This is a genomic window from Pseudomonas sp. TH21 (genome assembly GCF_016651025.1).
GTDB classification, from domain to species: domain Bacteria; phylum Pseudomonadota; class Gammaproteobacteria; order Pseudomonadales; family Pseudomonadaceae; genus Aquipseudomonas; species Aquipseudomonas aylmerensis.
In genome coordinates, this window is record NZ_JAEKEQ010000001.1 from 2,627,714 (window position 1) to 2,644,614 (window position 16,901).

Here is a 16,901-nt window from a genome sequence, read left to right on the forward strand (position 1 = left end):
ATGGCTCGCAAAATCAGCTATCAGCAGGCAATCAACGAAGCCCTGGCCCAGGAAATGCGCCGCGACCAGAGCGTGTTCATCATCGGCCAGGACGTCTCCGGCGGTACCGGCTCACCGGGCGAGCAGGACGCCTGGGGCGGTGTGCTGGGGGTCACCAAGGGCCTGTACCCCGAATTTCCCGAGCGGGTCCTCGATGCGCCGTTGTCCGAAGTCGGCTACGTGGGCATGGCCGTCGGCGCCGCGACCCGTGGGATGCGCCCGGTGTGCGAATTGATGTTCGTCGACTTTATCGGCTGCTGCCTCGATCAGTTGCTCAACCAGGCCGCCAAGTTCCGCTACATGTTTGGCGGCAAGACCACCACGCCGCTGGTGGTGCGCGCCATGTACGGCGCCGGCCTGCGCGCTGCGGCCCAGCACTCGCAGATGCTCACCTCGATGTGGACGCACATCCCCGGCCTCAAGGTGGTGTGCCCGGCCACGCCGTATGACGCCAAGGGCATGCTGATCCAGGCTATCCGCGACAACGACCCGGTGATTTTCCTTGAGCACAAACTGCTCTACAGCCTGCAGGGCGAGGTGCCGGAAGAGCTGTACACGGTGCCGTTCGGCGAGGCGAACTTTGTCCGCGAAGGCCGCGACGTGACCCTGGTGACTTACGGGCGCATGGTGCATGTCGCCCTCGAAGCCGCCGCCAACCTGGCCCGCCAGGGGATTGACTGCGAAGTGCTGGACCTGCGCACCACCAGCCCGCTGGACGAAGACAGCATCCTTGAAAGCGTGGAGAAAACCGGGCGCCTGGTGGTGATCGACGAGTCCAACCCGCGTTGCTCCATCGCCACCGACATCAGCGCACTGGTGGCCCAGCAGGGGTTCTCGTTCCTGCGCGCGCCGATCGAGATGGTCACCGCGCCGCACACGCCGGTGCCGTTTTCCGATGCACTGGAAGACCTGTACATCCCCAACGCGGCGAAGATCGAGGCTGCCGTGCTGAAGATCGCCGACAAGAGGAATGCCGCATGATTCATACCTTGACCATGCCCAAATGGGGCCTGTCGATGACTGAAGGCCGCCTCGATGTCTGGCTCAAACAACCGGGCGACCGCGTGGAGAAGGGCGAGGAAGTGCTGGATGTGGAGACCGACAAAATCTCCAGCAGTGTCGAAGCGCCGTTCAGTGGTGTGCTGCGCCGGGTGCTGGCGCTGAGTGACGAGACCCTGCCGGTGGGCGCGCTGCTGGCGATTGTGGTGGAGGGCGAAGCCACCGAAGAAGAGATCGATGCGGTGGTGGCGCGTTTCAATGCAGGGTTCGTCTCAAGCAACGCCGAAGCCGAAGCGTCGGGACCGAGTGCGCAGAAGGTCGAGGTCGGCGGGCGTTTGCTGCGTTACCTCGACCTGGGTGAGGGCGGCACGCCGCTGGTGCTGGTGCATGGCTTTGGCGGCGACTTGAACAACTGGCTGTTCAACCAACCGGCCTTGGCGGCCGAGCGGCGCGTGATCGCGCTGGATTTGCCGGGGCATGGCGAGTCGGGCAAACACCTGCACAACGGCGATGCCGAAGAGTTGAGCCAGGCCGTGCTGGCCTTGCTCGATCACCTCGGGCTCGACCGCGTGCACCTGGCCGGCCACTCCATGGGCGGGCTGGTTGCGCTGACGATTGCCGACCAGGCCCCCGCGCGTGTTGCCTCACTCAGCCTGATCGCCAGTGCCGGCCTGGGGGCGGACATCAACGGCGATTACCTGCAAGGGTTCACCGAGGCCAACAACCGCAACGCGCTCAAGCCGCAGCTGGTGCAACTGTTCAGCGACCCCGCGCTGGTGACGCGGCAAATGCTCGAGGACATGCTCAAGTTCAAGCGCCTGGAAGGCGTGGACCAGGCCCTGCGGCAACTGAATGCGCAGCTGTTTGATGGGGGCGGCAGACGCGGGATTTGCGCAGCGTGGTGGGTCGCCAGCCGAGCCTGGTGATCTGGGGCAGTGACGATGCAATCATCCCGGCCAGCCATGCCGAGGGGTTGCAGGCCCAGGTGGAGATTGTGCCGGGGCAGGGGCATATGGTGCAGTTGGAGGCGGCGGAGCAGGTGAATCAGTTGCTGAGTCTGTTCCTCAAATCTCAAGCCTGATAGCAATCAAATGGGGGGGCGGGCTTGCTCGCGAATACGGTGGGTCAGTCAGACATTGATTGCCTGACACAGCGCTTTCGCGAGCAAGCCCGCTCCCACGGGGTTAATCGTGTATCAACCATGACGCTTGAGGGTTTCGCTGGGCAGTTCCTTGAACAACGCCCGATAACTGTTGGAAAACCGCCCCAGGTGCCAGAACGACCAGTTCATCGCTACCTCCGCGACGGTGGAACCCGCTGAGCTCAACAGTTCACGCCGCGCACCATTCAACCGACGCAACCGCAACCACTGCGCCGGACTCATCCCGGTGTAGGTCTTGAAGCCCTGCTGCAACTGACGCAGTGGCACGCCGGCAATCTGGGCCAGCTCCAGCAGGTTGATGGTCTCATCCGGCGCATCTGCCACCCACTCGCCAATGCGTGCCATCAACCGGCGTTCTTCGCTGCGCCGCTGCAACGAGCTGCGGTCCAGGCACACGCAGGCGTTGTCGAGAATGAACAGGCAATCGTCGAGCAACTGCTGGGTCAGGGCATCGCGGCTGATCGGATCGATCACCGTGGCCAGGCGCGTGAGCGTGCCACTGAGCCAGCGGGTGAACAGCGCATTCTGCTGGCAGGTCAGCGGCGCCATGAACAAGCCTTCGAGTTTCGCCACGTCCAGGCCATGGCGCTGCACGAACTGCGGGCCGAACACCACCGCCACTTCACGGTAGTTTTCCGGGGTGATCCAGGTGTTACGGCTCTCGCCATTGAGCATGTACAGCGCGTTGTCGCTGCCATCGAAACAGAACGCCAGCGAGCCCGGTGGCGCGTTGAAGTGCTGCTCCACGCGGGTGTTCATGCACTCTTCGTAGACCTCGACGCCCTGCAGGTCGAGGTAGCGGATCTGCCCGGCAAAATGCCCCGGGGACATCTGCTGGTACTGCTGCACCCAGCCGGGTGTCGCACTGCATTGAGCGGCCACATCACCGGTGGTGAAGGCCTGTACGCGCAAAGCTGCTGCCTGTGTCATGGGTGATCCGTGCGCACTCTATTGGTGCGTTGTGGTTCGTGCAAAGTGGATAGATGGCCTGTGAAGGCTGGCCCAAGATAGACCTCAATGCGCCAGGAGTACAAGCCGGCGCATGCACCCAACCCATGACGAGGTCCTTATGAACGCCCCCTTCGATCAGCTGTCCGCCTGGCTGAAAGAACACAAGATTACCGAAGTCGAATGCGTGATCAGTGATTTGACTGGCATCGCCCGCGGCAAGATTGCACCCACCAACAAGTTCCTGCATGAGCGAGGCATGCGCCTGCCGGAAAGTGTGTTGCTGCAAACGGTAACCGGGGACTTTGTCGACGACGATATCTACTACGACCTGCTCGACCCGGCTGACATCGACATGATCTGCCGCCCGGTATCCAACGCTACTTATGTGGTGCCCTGGGCCATCGAACCCACCGCGATCGTGATCCACGACACCTTCGACAAGCAGGGCAATCCTATCGAGCTGTCGCCGCGCAACGTGCTGAAAAAGGTCCTGCAGCTCTACACCGACCAGGGCTGGCAGCCGATCGTGGCGCCGGAAATGGAGTTCTACCTGACCCAGCGCTGCGAGGACCCGGACCTGCCATTGAAGACCCCGATTGGCCGTTCCGGTCGCGCCGAAACCGGGCGCCAGTCATTTTCCATCGACGCCGCCAACGAGTTCGACCCGCTGTTCGAAGACGTCTATGACTGGTGCGAAGCCCAGGGCCTGGACCTCGATACGCTGATCCACGAAGACGGCCCGGCGCAGATGGAAATCAACTTCCGCCACGGCGACGCCCTCGACCTCGCCGACCAGATCACCGTGTTCAAGCGCACCCTGCGCGAAGCCGCGCTCAAGCACAACGTGGCCGCGACCTTCATGGCCAAGCCAGTGGCCGACGAGCCGGGCAGCGCCATGCACCTGCACCAGAGCGTGGTCGACATCGCCACCGGCAAGCCGGTGTTTGTCGACGCCGACGGCAGCATGAGCCAACTGTTCCTGCACCATATCGGCGGCCTGCAGAAATACATCCCCAAGCTGTTGCCGATGTTCGCGCCGAACGTCAATTCGTTCCGCCGCTTCCTGCCGGACACCTCGGCGCCGGTCAACGTGGAGTGGGGTGAAGAGAACCGCACCGTCGGCCTGCGCGTGCCGACCTCGAGCCCCGACGCGATGCGCGTGGAAAACCGCCTGCCGGGCGCCGATGCCAATCCTTACCTGGCGATTGCGGCTAGTCTGCTGTGTGGCTACCTGGGCATGATCGAGCAGATCGAACCCAGTGCGCCGGTCGAAGGCCGTGCCTATGAGCGCCGCAACCTGCGCTTGCCGTTCACCCTCGAAGACGCCCTGGCGCGCATGGAGGATTGCGACACGGTCAAGCAGTACCTGGGCGAAAAGTTTGTGCGCGGCTACGTCGCGGTCAAGCGCGCCGAGCACGAGAATTTCAAGCGGGTGATCAGTTCCTGGGAACGTGAGTTCCTGTTGCTGAGCGTCTAAAAAACCAAAAAAGGGGTGTCGATATGCGTCTCGTGAAAAAGCTTCTCCCGCTGGCCCTGGTGGCCGCGTTCAGCAGTGCCAGCCAGGCCGCGCCGACAGTGAGCGTCTACAACTGGACCGACTACATCGGCGAGACCACCTTGGCCGATTTCCAGGCCAAGACCGGGATCAAGGTGATCTACGACGTGTTCGACTCCAACGAAACCCTGGAGGGCAAGTTGCTCGCGGGGCGCACCGGCTATGACGTGGTGGTGCCGTCCAACCACTTCCTGGCACGCCAGGTGAAGGCCGGCGCGTTCCTCAAGCTCGACCGTGCGCAGCTGCCCAACTTCAAGAACCTCGACCCCAAGCTGCTCAAGCTGCTGGAGAAAAACGACCCGGGCAATGCGCACTCGGTGCCGTACCTGTGGGGCACCAATGGCATTGGCTACAACGTCGACAAGGTCAAGCAAGTGCTCGGTATCGACCATATCGATTCGTGGGCGGTGCTGTTCGAGCCAGAGAACATCAAGAAGCTCAACCAGTGCGGCGTGGCGTTCCTCGACTCGGCAGATGAGCTGTTCCCGGCAATCCTCAACTACATGGGCAAGGACCCACGCAGCGAGAACCCCAAGGACTATCAGGAAGCTGAAGCCAAGCTGCTGACGCTGCGTCCCTACATCACCTACTTCCATTCCTCCAAGTACATCTCGGATCTGGCCAACGGCGATATCTGCGTAGCCTTCGGTTACTCCGGCGACGTCTTCCAGGCCGCCAACCGCGCCAAGGAAGCCAAGAACGGCGTGAACATTGCCTACTCGATTCCCAAGGAAGGTTCCAACCTGTGGTTCGACCTGCTGGCAATTCCCGCCGATGCCAGCAACCCGAAGGAAGCCCATGCCTTCATCAACTATCTGCTCGACCCCGAAGTGATCGCCAAAGTCAGTGCCTCGGTCGGCTATGCCAACGCCAACCCCGCGGCCAAGGCGTTCATGGACCCGGAACTGGTGAACAACCCTGAGGTGTACCCGTCCCAGGAAGTGCTCGACAAACTCTACATATCCACCACGCCGACCCCGGCGACCATGCGCCTGATGACCCGCGCCTGGAGCAAAGTGAAGACCAATAAATGATCCCATCCAGTGACCACGCCCGTTCCTACTACCGCGCCTCGGCCAACACCCTGCCGGCGCGCCCGTCACTGGGCGCCGACCTGACGGCCGATGTGTGCGTGATCGGCGGCGGTTTCACCGGCGTCAACACCGCCATCGAGTTGGCCCAGCGCGGGCTCTCGGTGATCCTGCTGGAGGCCCGGCGCATTGGCTGGGGCGCCAGCGGGCGTAACGGCGGGCAGTTGATTCGCGGGATTGGTCATGACGTCTCGGGGTTTGCCAAGTACGTGGGCGAGGAGGGCGTGCGTTACCTGGAGCGCGCGGGCATCGAGTCGGTGGCGTTGGTGGGCGAGCGGATTCGCGCGCACGGCATCGACTGCGACCTGCGCTGGGGCTTTTGTGAGTTGGCGAATACGCCGGCACAGTTCGCCGCGTTCAAGGGCGAGCAGGCGCACCTGGCAGCGCTGGGATATACCCATGAAACGCGCCTGGTCGGCCCTGGGGATATGCAGCAAGTGGTCGGTTCGACACTGTATGCCGGGGGCCTGGTGGACATGGGCTCCGGGCATTTGCACCCGTTGAACCTGGTGCTGGGCGAGGCGCATGTGGCCGAGTCCCTCGGCGTGCGGATTTTCGAGCACACTGAAGTGCTGGAACTGCTCCACGGCGACACGGTGCAGGTGCGCTGTGCCGGCGGCACCGTGCGCGCCGCCAACCTGGTGCTGGCGTGCAATGCGCACCTGGACGAATTGGAGCCGCGCCTGAGCGGCAAGGTACTGCCGGCGGGCAGCTACATCATCGCCACCGAGCCGTTGTCGGAGGAGATGGCCAACCAGTTGATCCCGCAGAACCTGGCGCTGTGCGACCAGAAAGTCGGCCTGGATTACTACCGGTTGTCCGCCGACCGCCGCCTGCTGTTCGGCGGCGCCTGTCACTACTCCGGACGCGATCCAGCGGACATCGCCGCGTATATGCAGCCGAAAATGCTCAAGGTATTCCCGCAACTGGCCAACACGGCCATCGAGTTCCAGTGGGGCGGCAAGATCGGCATCACGGCCAATCGTTTTCCCCAGGTCGGGCGCTTGCAGCAGTACCCGAATGTGTTCTATGCCCAGGGCTATTCCGGGCATGGGCTCAACGTCACTCACTGGTGCGCACGGCTGCTGGCCGAAGGTATCCACGCCGGTCACAGCAAGGGGCTGGATATCTTCAGCCAGGTGCCGCACATGACCTTCCCCGGCGGCAAGGCCTTGCGTTCGCCACTGCTGGCGTTGGGGATGCTGTGGTATCGCCTGAAGGAATGGATCTAGCCGACGCCGCCCTCCAAATGTGGGAGCGGGCTTGCTCGCGAATGCGGTCTGTCAGTCACCGGATGTATTGGCTGGAACAACGCCTTCGCGAGCAAGCCCGCTCCCACATTTTGCATGTATGCAGGGCTCAGGTTTGGCGTCGTGGCTGAAGCCGTTGACGGTTGGAGTCCTATTCGCCCGTGGGTTCGGTGAGTACCTTGCGGAACGTTTCCACCAGCGGGCGCAGGTTGATCCGGTGCCACGCCGCCCACAGTGGCGTGGTGTAGGTCAGCCAGGGCAGTTCGCGCAGCACCACGCCCGGCGGTGCATTGCGGCTCAGGCCTTTTTGCACCATCGCCACCCCCAACCCGGAGGCGACCAGGCCCAAGGCGGTGAACGGCTCGCTGGCTTCCATGGGAATCTGCGGGGTGAAGCCGGCGCGGATGCAGGCGGCGACAAAGTCATCGGCGGGGTTGGCGCCGGGTTTGCGCTGCACGCCAATCCACTCCTGATCGGCCAGGTGCTCGGGCAGCAGTTCAGTCTGCCTGGCCAGCGGGTGATGCTCGGGCAGGGCCAGCAGCATCGGGTCGTCCAGCACTTGCAGGGCGGTCAGGTCCGGGTCATCGGCCGCCGGTGGTTCCGCCACCAGGGCGATGTCCAGGCTGCGCTGGCGCAGGCCTTCGAGTTGTTCGAGGGAGGGCAGGTTGTACAGCTTGATGTGCACGGTGGGCCGGTCGTCCCGCAGGATGCGCAAGGCATTAGGCAGCACGCCGGCGTGCATGGCGTTCTCGATGTAGCCGATGCACAGGCCACCTTCTTCACCACGGCCGAGGCGCTTGCCCAGGGATTCGAGGCGATTGGCATGGGTCAGCAGGGCCTTGGTTTCGGCGAGAAAAGTCTGCCCGTCGCGGGTCAGGCGGATGCGTTGCTGGCTGCGTTCGAACAGGGTCAGGCCCAGGCGTTCTTCGAGCTGGGCAATCTGCCGGCTCAACGGCGACTGCGAGATATGCAGGCGCTCGGCGGCGCGGCCGACGTGTTCTTCTTCAGCGACCACTTCGAAGTAGCGCAATTGGCGTAGATCAATCATGTAAGACCTCTTGGGACTCAAGTTGGTCGCAGTATGTCTTGGACGGTCCGATCTACGCAATCTACGATCTGCTCAACGGTCACAGCGACCCTGAACCCGATTGAGGATCCACCATGAGCTTGAAAGACAAATTGCCCGGCCAACTGGGCTTTGGCACTGCCCCACTGGGCAACATGTTCCGCGCCATCCCTGAGGAAGAAGCCCAGGCCACCGTCGAGGCCGCCTGGAACCAGGGCGTGCGCTACTTCGATACCGCGCCGTTCTACGGTTCGGGCCTGTCGGAAATCCGCCTGGGCCAGGCCCTGTCGCAATACCGTCGCGACGACTTCGTGCTCAGCACCAAGGTCGGCCGCCTGATCCTCGACGAAGTCGAAGAAAGCGCGCGTGATCTCGGTGAAAAAAGCGGCGTGTTCGAACACGGTCGCCCGAACAAGATGGTCAACGACTACAGCGCCGATGCCACCTTGCGCTCCATCGAAGACAGCCTGAACCGCCTGCAGACCGATCGCCTGGATATTGTCTGGATTCACGACATCGCCCAGGACTTCTACGGCGACCAGTGGCTGGACTACTTCAACCAGGCCCGTACCGGCGCCTTCAAGGTGCTGACCCGCCTGCGTGAAGAGGGCGTGATCAAGGCCTGGGGCCTGGGCGTGAATCGCGTCGAGCCCTGCGAGCTGACCCTGGACCTTGCCGAAGCCCAACCCGACGGTTTCCTGCTGGCCGGCCGCTACACCTTGCTGGACCACGACCGCGCCCTGCAGCGCTTGATGGACGCCGCCCTGGCGCAGCAGGTCGAAATCGTCGTCGGTGGCCCGTACAGCTCGGGGATCCTCGCCGGGGGCGCGCACTTCGAATACCAGCCGGCGAGCCCGGCGATCATCCACAAGGTCGAGCAGATCAAGGCGATTGCCCAGGCCTTTGGCGTGAGTGTGAAGGCGGCGGCGCTGCAGTTCTCCCTGGCGCATCCTGCCGTAGCGGCGGTCATTCCGGGCGCCAGTCGTCCGGGGCGGATTGCCGAAGACGTCGCGGCGTTGTCAGAGAAGATTCCGGCAGCCTTCTGGCAGGCCCTGCGCGATGCCCACTTGGTGTCGGACCGCGCACCACTGCCGCTCTAATACGAGGATTCAAGCATGAAGATTGATGTAAGCGGCAAAGTAGCCATCGTCAGCGGCAGCACGGCAGGCATCGGCCTGGGTATCAGCCAGGCCCTGGCAGCGTCCGGCGCCACCGTGGTGGTGATCGGGCGCGAAGCGGGCAAGGTCGATGACGCACTGGCGAGCATTCGCCAGGCGGTGCCCGGCGCCAACCTGCGCGGGCTGGTGGCGGACCTGGGCACCGCTGAGGGCGCCGACACACTGTTCGCCGCCGAACCGCGTGCCGACATCCTGGTCAACAACCTGGGCATCTTCAACGATGTGGATTTCTTCGAAGCGCCGGACAGCGAATGGACACGCTTCTACGAGGTCAACGTGATCTCCGGTGTGCGCCTGGCGCGGCACTACGTGCCGGGCATGGTCGAGCAGGGCTGGGGGCGGGTGATTTTCCTGTCCTCGGAATCCGGGGTGGCAACGCCGGCGGACATGATCAACTACGGCGTGACCAAGAGCGCCAACCTGGCCGTGTCCCACGGCCTGGCCAAGCGCCTGGCCGGCACTGGCGTGACCGTCAACGCGGTGCTGCCGGGCCCGACTTTCACCGACGGCCTGGAGCAGATGCTCAAGGACGCCACCGCGAAGTCCGGGCGCAGTGCACGGGACGAGGCCGATGTGTTTGTGCGAAACGCGCGACCCACCTCGATCATCCAGCGCGCAGCGAATGTGGATGAAGTGGCGAACCTGGTGGCGTACATTGCTTCACCCCTGTCCTCCGCGACCACCGGTGCCGCGTTGCGGGTCGATGGTGGTGTCGTCGACAGCATGGCGATCTGAATTTTTTACCTTCTGGAGTATTTATCGTGGCAACAGCGTCTTCTGTGATTGAAATTCCGGTGTCGGCCGATCAGGTCTGGCAATTGGTGGGCGGCTTCAACAGCCTGCCGGACTGGCTGCCGTTCATCGTCAAGAGCGAGCCCAGCGATGGCGGCCGCGTGCGGCACCTGCAGACTGCCGACGGCGGCGTGGTGGTCGAGCGCCTGCAGGCCTTCGATAACGTCGGGCGCACTTACAGCTACACCATTGAGCAATCGCCGTTTCCGGTGAGTGCTTACCTCGCGACCTTGCAGGTCGAGGCGCTTGGCGAATCGTCGGCGAAAGTGACCTGGTCCGGCGTGTTCACGCCGGCGGCGGGGACCACGGACGCGGCGGTGGAAGAGTTGTTTGCCGGGGTGTACAGCGGCGGGCTTGAGGCGCTGCGGGCCAATTTCCCGGCCTGATCAACGCCTCACTGTGGAGGGGGCTCTGTGTGGGAGCCGGGCTTGCCCGCGATACAGGCAGCTCGGTGTATCAGTCATACCGAGGCGATGCTATCGCAGGCAAGCCAGCTCCCACACAAGCCTGGCGGCCGTCCTCAGGCTTCCGGCATCAGTTGCTGGCGGCATTCGAGAATCAGGCGGGCGCCGCCTTGCTCGCTGCTGCCGACTTCGAGCTTGAACCCGTGCAGGTTGATGATCGCCGCCACAATCGACAAGCCCAAGCCAAACCCGCCTTGCTGGTCGCCTTCATCCACGCGGTAGAAGCGCTGGAACACCGCATCACGTTCGGCGGCCGGGATGCCCGGGCCGGAGTCGTGGACTTCGATGCGCGTGCTGCCGGCATCGTTGAGACCCCGCAGGATCACCTCGCCACCCGGTGGGGAGAACTTGATCGAGTTGCTCAGCAGGTTGGCCAACGCTTCGAACAACAGTGCGCGGTCGCCGGTGATCCACGGCAAGGACTCGGGGACTTCAAGGCGCAGCTGCAATTCGCCTTCTTCTGCCAGGGGCAGGTAGAAGTCATGCAATTCGCGCAACAGTGGCAGCGGGTCCATCACCAGGAAGCCTGAGCGGCGCTGGTGGTCCTCCAATTCCGAGATCCGCAGCAGCCCGCGAAAGCGTGCCATCAGGGTGTCGGTCTCGGTAATTGCATCGTCGAGTTTTACCGCGTAGTGCGAGTCGGCCTCCGCTTCCTGGCGGATGCGGTAGAGCTGCGCCCGCAGGCGGGTCAGCGGCGTGCGCAAGTCGTGGGCGATGTTGTCGCACACGCCCTTGACCTCGTTCATCAGCTTCTCGATGCGGTCGAGCATGGCGTTGACGATGGCCGCGAGCATGTCCAGCTCGTCACGCCGGTTGGACAGCGGCAGGCGGTGAGTGAGGTCGCCGGCGACGATGGCTTCGGCGCTGGCCTGGATCCCACGGATCCGGCGCAACGGGCGGCGGCGCAGCAAATGCCAGCCAGCGGCGCCGGGAATGATCGTCAGCGATAGCGCCCACAACAGCGCGTGCCAGATGATCCGCGTCACGCCAAACAACGAGCCGTTGGCCCGCACCAGCACCAGCCAGCGGCCGTCGTCGGTGTGGGTGGCCACGGCGTCGCAGCTGTCCTTGGGCAGTTTGGGGTCGTCGGAATCGACGCAGTTGGCCAGGGCGTGGATCTTGCCGTCCAGCGGCAAGTCGGGCGGAATCGCGCGGATCGGCCCGCTCAAGGGGCGAAACTGCTCGTCGAACAGGCCGTAGGCGTCCACGCCCTTCATGTCGAAGGTCATGCTGGTGGTCAGGGCTTCCACCAGTTCCTCGCCGTCGAAACGCTGGAATAAATGTTGGCGCTGCATCAGCGAATGGCGCGACAGATCACCCAGGTAACCCGACACTTCGTAGTACAGCACCCCCATGAGGATGCAGCTCCAGGCCACGAACAACGAGCTGTACAGCGCCAGCAGGCGGCTGCTGGAGGAGCGCCAGCCCTTAGAGGGGTTCAGCAATGACATAACCGGAACCTCGTACCGTGCGGATCAGCGGCGTGAGGCCCGGTGGATCGATTTTCTTGCGCAAGCGACCGATGTGCACATCGATCAAGTTGGTGCCCGGGTCGAAGTGATACCCCCAGACTTCCTCGAAGATCATCATCCGCGACAGGATCTGCCCGGTGTTGCGCATCAGGAATTCGAGCAGTTTGTATTCGGTCGGCAGCAGGCTCAGCGGCTGTTCGGCACGGCTGGCTTCACGGCTGATCAGATTGAGTTCCAGGTCGGCCACGCGCAGGGCGGTCTCGAATTCCTTGACCGTGCTTTTGCGCCGCAGCAGCACTTCTACGCGGGCGGCCATTTCATCCGATGCGAAAGGCTTGGTCAGGTAGTCATCGCCGCCGGCGCGCAGGCCGCGCACGCGCTCGTCGACGTCGGAGAGGGCGCTGATCATCAGGATCGGCGTGGACACGCCGATGGTGCGCAGGGTGGTGACGATGGCCAGGCCATCGAGTTCGGGCAGCATGCGGTCGAGGGTGATCAGATCGTAATCACCGCTCACGGCACGGACCAGGCCTTCGCGGCCGTTGTCCACCCAATCTACGTCCAGTCCATGGCTACTCAGCTCGGCGACGATCTCGCGGGCCGTTACGGCGTCATCCTCGATGGTCAAAATACGGGTCATGGGATTACCTTTCACACAGGAAAACCGCAATCGCCGGCAAGCCGGCGCCTACAGAAGTGGGAGCATTTTGCCAATAAATGGCTGAACGCTTCCTAAATAAAACGTCATGTTGGCAAAACTGACAAAAATTTCATCACTTGGCATGCGATCCGGCAGGCGCCGGCTTGCTGGCGATAGGGGTGTGTCCGTCAGCGCTTTGGGCGCCGGGCATCGCGCTATCGCCGGCACGCCGGCGCCTACAGGTGAGTGCTCAAACTGGGATTGCATAACGCCCGCCTTGTTCGGTCATTTCTTGCAAGTTGCATGGTTCAAATTAGTTCAATTTAGTTAACTTGTTGAAATATAAGGATTTTAAATTTTCGAGCGACTGGCACGCTGCCTGCACTGTCCCTTTTGAGAGTTGTAACACTATTTTTCCTGCCGGGAGCAAAACAACAATGATCACATCCTCATCCACGCTGCAAGAGTCGAGCGCGCTCTCCGGGGTTTCCTGGGGGGCGATTTTTGCCGGGGCCGCAGCCGCGGCTGCACTGTCCCTGATTCTGGTACTGCTGGGTTTCGGCCTGGGCTTTTCGGCGGTGTCGCCGTGGGCCGATAGCGGCATCAGCGCCAAGGGGCTTGGCATTTCCACCATTATCTGGCTGGCGTTTACCCAGATCGTCGCGTCCGGCCTGGGCGGTTACATCGCCGGCCGGTTGCGCGTGAAATGGGCCAATATGCACGGCGATGAGGTGTATTTTCGCGACACCGCCCATGGCTTCCTGGCCTGGGCCGTGGCCACGTTGATTACCGCGACCCTGGTGGTCGGCTCGGTCAGCAGCGTGGTCAGCGGTGGCGTGCAAGCGGGTGCCAGTGTGGCGTCCGGTGCTGCCAGCGGTGTCACCCAGGCCGCCGGCAGTGCGGCCAAAGGTGCCAACGGCCAGGACTTCGGCTACTACGTCGACAGCCTGTTCCGTGACGACCGCCCAGCCGCCGTCAGTGATGACGCGGTCCACGGCGTGGTTGCGCGCATCTTTGCCCGCACCCTGAGCAACGACGGCCAACTGGCCCCTGAAGACCGTGCCTACCTGGCCCAGTTGATCAGCCAGCGCACCAACCTCAGCCAGGCTGACGCCGAGGCGCGTATCGACAAGGTCTACGGTGACGCCCGTAAAGCTCTCGAAGACGCCAAGCTCAAAGCCAAGCAAGCCGCTGATACCGCCGCCAAAGTTGCTGCCTGGACGTCCCTGTGGATGTTCGTGGCCCTGCTGATCGGTGCGTTTTTCGCCAGCTTCGCTGCAACCTTCGGCGGTCGTCGCCGGGATGCGGTGGTGTATGTCGAAACTGAACACTTCGTTCGTTAATTCAAGGAGAACAACATGCGCTCATTACTGCTTTGGTTCCTCGGTGTGCCTATTCCGGTGATCATCCTGATCGCGATCTTTATGCACTGATTGCCGTCTTAATCGGTAAATACGTGGGAGCGGGCTTGTTGGCGAATGCGCGGTGTCAGTGACTCATGAGTTGACTGACACAACGTTTTCGCCGGCAAGCCCGCTCCCACGTTTATTTGTGCGCAGGGCCAGCCAACTGGTCAGCAGCAAGCCGCTCGCCAGCGCGGTCATGATCACCAAAGGCAGCGAGGTGCCGTTGGACAGCAGGCCGGTAACCCAACTGCTCAGCGCCGTCAGGAACATCTGGGTAAAGAAGAACAGGCCTGACGCCGTCCCGGCGATTGCGCCGTAGGGCTGCAGCACCGACAGCTGGCACGCCGGAATCACCATCCCCACCGACACCATGATCACCACCATCGGCAGCACAATCGCCAGCCATTGCTGTGGCAACGCCAGGGTGGCGAGTGCGAGCAGCAGGCTGCCCAGCACATTCAGGGCGATCGCCGCGTTGATCAGGCGATCCGGTTCGAATCGCTGCACCAGCCGACGGAACAGGTTGGCACCGAGCATGTAGCCGCTGATGGTGGCGGCGAACACCAGCGCATAGGCGGTCGCCGTCAGGTGAAAGCCACGTTGCAGCAGCGCCGACGACTCACTGATGAAGGGGAAATAGGTGCTGTACACGCAGCCGATCGCCAGGGAATAGCGCAGGAAGTAGCGATCGCGCAGCAGTTGGGCATAAATCCGCAGCAGGTTGCTCGGCGGCGCGGCGGCCACCTCCGGCGGGCGGGTTTCGGGCAGGCGGCGATACACCACCAGGTACAGCACCGTGCCGATGAGGCCGAGCAGCACGAATAGCCCGCGCCAATTCACCAGCGGCAACAGCAGGCTGCCCAGCACCGGCGCGGCCATTGGCGAGACGGCCATGGCCATGGAGATCAGGCCCAGCAGCCGCGCCTGTTCATGGCGGTCGAAGTAGTCGCGCACGATCACCCGGCCAATGACCGTGGTGCAGCACCCGCCCAGGGCCTGGAACAACCGGGCAATGATCAGCACGCCGAGGCTGTCGGCCAGCGCACACGCGACGGTGGCGACCACGTACGTGAACAAGCCCGCCAGCAACACCGGGCGGCGGCCGAAGCGATCCGTCAGCGGACCGCTGACCAGCAGGGAAATCGCCGAGCCAAGGGTGTACAGGGTGAGGATCAGCTGCAACTGGCTGTCGCGGGTGTGGAAATAGTCGGCCATGGCGGGCAGGGCCGGCAGGTGCATGTCGAGGGTGATGCGGGGCAGGCCGATCAGCACGGTGAGCAGCACCAGCCAGAACCAGGAGGAGAGGGCGCGTTGGGTCATGGCACGCTTCTTTGCAATGAGTAGAGCCCGAACTCTAGCGGCTTTGTGGTTTAATCCTGTGGGCCATTTATGCCTGGAAAGAGTGGACCACTATGAGCCGAGGAAAAGCTGCTTCCGCCCTTGACCTGCCCCGTCCCGATGGCCTCGATGCGAGCAAGCAACAAGGTGCCTACGCGGCGTTGCGGGGTGCGATCCTCAATCGGCAGTTGCCGGCAGGCAGTCGCTTGCCGTCCACGCGCAGCCTGGCGGAGCGCTGGCAGGTGTCGCGTGGCACCCTGGAAGCGGCATTCGAGCGCCTGCACAGCGAAGGCTATGTGCAGCGGGTGGCCGGCTCCGGCACGCGGGTCTGCGCGGTGATCCCCGAACAATTCATGGCCGCGCCGACGGTGACGCAGGCGCCGCGTCGCGCCGTGGTGCCGGATCAGCCGGACGCCGGCGTGCAGAGCCACGTGCCTTTTGTCGCGCGGCGGCCGGACGCGAGCCTGTTCGACCTGAAAACCTGGGCCCGCTGTATTTCCCGTGGGCTGCTGTCTGTGGGCCCCGGCGTGCTTGAGGCCGCGCACCCTGCGGGCCTGCCGCAGCTGCGCGCGCAGATCGCCGATTACTTGCGCAGCTACCGTGGCCTGCAGTGCGAGGCCGACGAGGTGATCGTCACCACCGGCATTCGCCATGCGCTCGACCTGATCGCCCGCACACTGCTCAAATCCGGCGACACCGCCTGTGTCGAGGACCCTGGCTACCCGCCGGCACGCCGCCTGTTCAGCCTGGCAGGTGCGCATATCCATGCGGTGCCGGTGACCGCCGAAGGCCTCGACACCGACCAACTCCCCGACACGGCGCGCCTGGCCTATGTGACCCCGGCGCACCAGGCCCCGTTGGGCATGACCCTGTCGGTGTCGCGCCGCCTGGCGCTGCTGGACTGGGCCGCCCGTGCCGAGGCATGGGTGGTCGAAGACGATTACGACAGCGAGTACAACTACAACGCCGCGCCCCTGGCCGCGCTCAAGTCCCTGGACTCCAGCGACCGGGTGATCTACTGCGGCAGCTTCAACAAGAACCTGTTCCCCGGCCTGCGCGTGGGCTTCATGGTGGTGCCCAAGGCGCTGCGTCCAGCGCTGCTGCGCACGCTGCAACTCACCGGGCATTCGGTGGGGGCGGGTGATCAGTCGGGGTTGGTGGAGTTCCTCGGCAGCGGCGCGTTCGTGCGTCACCTGCGGGCATCGCGCCAGGCTTACCAGGCGCGGCGCGATGCGCTGTTGGAGTGCCTGGGCGGGCAGTTCAGGGTCAGCGGCCAGCAGGCAGGCCTGCACTTTGTACTGTGGTTGCCGGCGGGGGTCGAAGAGCCAGACTTCTGCACCCGTGCCGCCGCTGTCGGCCTGACCTTGCAGCCCCTGGGCACGTTCTGCCGGGACGCGCGCCTGCCGCCGGCGGTGATCATCGGCTACACCGCGTTGACCCTCGCGCAGATCCGCTTCCATGGCCGCGCGTTGGCGAAATTGTTAATGGCGGCTTAACG

General features: G+C 63.7%; 14 protein-coding genes and 1 pseudogene. 10 read left to right on the plus strand and 5 right to left on the minus strand.

Going from position 1 to position 16,901, the window contains the following annotated elements; all coding sequences use genetic code 11:
- A complete protein-coding gene (locus JFU04_RS11575; RefSeq protein ID WP_065906247.1) occupies positions 1 to 1,020 on the plus strand; it encodes an alpha-ketoacid dehydrogenase subunit beta in 1,020 nt (339 codons plus the stop codon).
- Positions 1,017 to 2,119 (plus strand): annotated as a pseudogene (locus tag JFU04_RS11580) (acetoin dehydrogenase dihydrolipoyllysine-residue acetyltransferase subunit). The gene JFU04_RS11575 and the pseudogene JFU04_RS11580 overlap by 4 nt, the downstream one beginning before the upstream one ends.
- Positions 2,120 to 2,233: 114 nt before the next feature.
- Here the strand turns inward: JFU04_RS11580 and JFU04_RS11585 are convergent.
- Complete coding sequence (locus JFU04_RS11585; RefSeq protein ID WP_201144126.1) at positions 2,234 to 3,130, minus strand: helix-turn-helix domain-containing protein; 897 nt, start codon at positions 3,128 to 3,130, stop codon at positions 2,234 to 2,236.
- Positions 3,131 to 3,269: 139 nt separating this feature from the next.
- On the opposite strand from JFU04_RS11585, the gene JFU04_RS11590 reads away from it, so the two are divergent.
- From JFU04_RS11590 to JFU04_RS11600, 3 genes are read left to right on the plus strand one after another with little or no spacing between them, the layout of a single operon-like run.
- Positions 3,270 to 4,628 carry a glutamine synthetase family protein gene (locus JFU04_RS11590; RefSeq protein ID WP_065906254.1) on the plus strand — a complete coding sequence of 453 codons (1,359 nt, stop codon included), beginning with the start codon at positions 3,270 to 3,272 and terminating at the stop codon, positions 4,626 to 4,628.
- Positions 4,629 to 4,651: 23 nt separating this feature from the next.
- On the plus strand, positions 4,652 to 5,740 hold the full coding sequence (locus JFU04_RS11595; protein ID WP_065906256.1) for a polyamine ABC transporter substrate-binding protein: 1,089 nt from the start codon (positions 4,652 to 4,654) through the stop codon (positions 5,738 to 5,740).
- Positions 5,737 to 7,029 carry an NAD(P)/FAD-dependent oxidoreductase gene (locus tag JFU04_RS11600; protein WP_201144127.1) on the plus strand — a complete coding sequence of 431 codons (1,293 nt, stop codon included), beginning with the start codon at positions 5,737 to 5,739 and terminating at the stop codon, positions 7,027 to 7,029. The genes JFU04_RS11595 and JFU04_RS11600 overlap by 4 nt, the downstream gene beginning before the upstream one ends.
- A gap of 169 nt (positions 7,030 to 7,198) precedes the next feature.
- On the opposite strand, the gene JFU04_RS11605 is transcribed toward JFU04_RS11600, so the two are convergent.
- A complete protein-coding gene (locus JFU04_RS11605; protein ID WP_065906259.1) occupies positions 7,199 to 8,095 on the minus strand; it encodes a LysR substrate-binding domain-containing protein in 897 nt (298 codons plus the stop codon).
- Between the two features lie 113 nt (positions 8,096 to 8,208).
- Here JFU04_RS11605 and JFU04_RS11610 point away from each other — a divergent pair, with 113 nt between their 5' ends.
- The 3 genes from JFU04_RS11610 to JFU04_RS11620 are packed head-to-tail and all read left to right on the plus strand — an operon-like array spanning position 8,209 to position 10,469.
- Positions 8,209 to 9,213, plus strand: a complete 1,005-nt coding sequence (locus JFU04_RS11610) for an aldo/keto reductase (RefSeq protein ID WP_065906260.1) — start codon at positions 8,209 to 8,211, stop codon at positions 9,211 to 9,213.
- A gap of 15 nt (positions 9,214 to 9,228) precedes the next feature.
- The gene (locus JFU04_RS11615; protein ID WP_120448318.1) at positions 9,229 to 10,026 is read left to right on the plus strand and encodes an SDR family NAD(P)-dependent oxidoreductase; all 798 of its coding nucleotides are present in this window, start codon (positions 9,229 to 9,231) and stop codon (positions 10,024 to 10,026) included.
- Positions 10,027 to 10,052: 26 nt separating this feature from the next.
- A complete protein-coding gene (locus tag JFU04_RS11620) occupies positions 10,053 to 10,469 on the plus strand; it encodes an SRPBCC family protein (RefSeq protein WP_065906262.1) in 417 nt (138 codons plus the stop codon).
- Positions 10,470 to 10,603: 134 nt separating this feature from the next.
- Here the strand turns inward: JFU04_RS11620 and JFU04_RS11625 are convergent, their stop codons facing one another.
- Complete coding sequence (locus JFU04_RS11625; RefSeq protein ID WP_065906264.1) at positions 10,604 to 11,998, minus strand: sensor histidine kinase; 1,395 nt, start codon at positions 11,996 to 11,998, stop codon at positions 10,604 to 10,606.
- Positions 11,976 to 12,659, minus strand: a complete 684-nt coding sequence (locus JFU04_RS11630; protein WP_003219726.1) for a response regulator transcription factor — start codon at positions 12,657 to 12,659, stop codon at positions 11,976 to 11,978. The genes JFU04_RS11625 and JFU04_RS11630 overlap by 23 nt, the downstream gene beginning before the upstream one ends.
- A gap of 437 nt (positions 12,660 to 13,096) precedes the next feature.
- Here JFU04_RS11630 and JFU04_RS11635 point away from each other — a divergent pair, with 437 nt between their 5' ends.
- Positions 13,097 to 14,002, plus strand: a complete 906-nt coding sequence (locus tag JFU04_RS11635; RefSeq protein WP_065906266.1) for a hypothetical protein — start codon at positions 13,097 to 13,099, stop codon at positions 14,000 to 14,002.
- A 153-nt stretch (positions 14,003 to 14,155) separates the two neighbouring features.
- Here JFU04_RS11635 and JFU04_RS11640 read toward each other — a convergent pair whose 3' ends face one another.
- Positions 14,156 to 15,385 carry a multidrug effflux MFS transporter gene (locus JFU04_RS11640; RefSeq protein ID WP_201144128.1) on the minus strand — a complete coding sequence of 410 codons (1,230 nt, stop codon included), beginning with the start codon at positions 15,383 to 15,385 and terminating at the stop codon, positions 14,156 to 14,158.
- 92 nt (positions 15,386 to 15,477) lie between these two features.
- Between JFU04_RS11640 and pdxR the strand changes: the two genes are divergently transcribed.
- Positions 15,478 to 16,899 carry a MocR-like pyridoxine biosynthesis transcription factor PdxR gene (gene pdxR, locus JFU04_RS11645; RefSeq protein ID WP_201144129.1) on the plus strand — a complete coding sequence of 474 codons (1,422 nt, stop codon included), beginning with the start codon at positions 15,478 to 15,480 and terminating at the stop codon, positions 16,897 to 16,899.
- Positions 16,900 to 16,901: the final 2 nt, after the last annotated feature.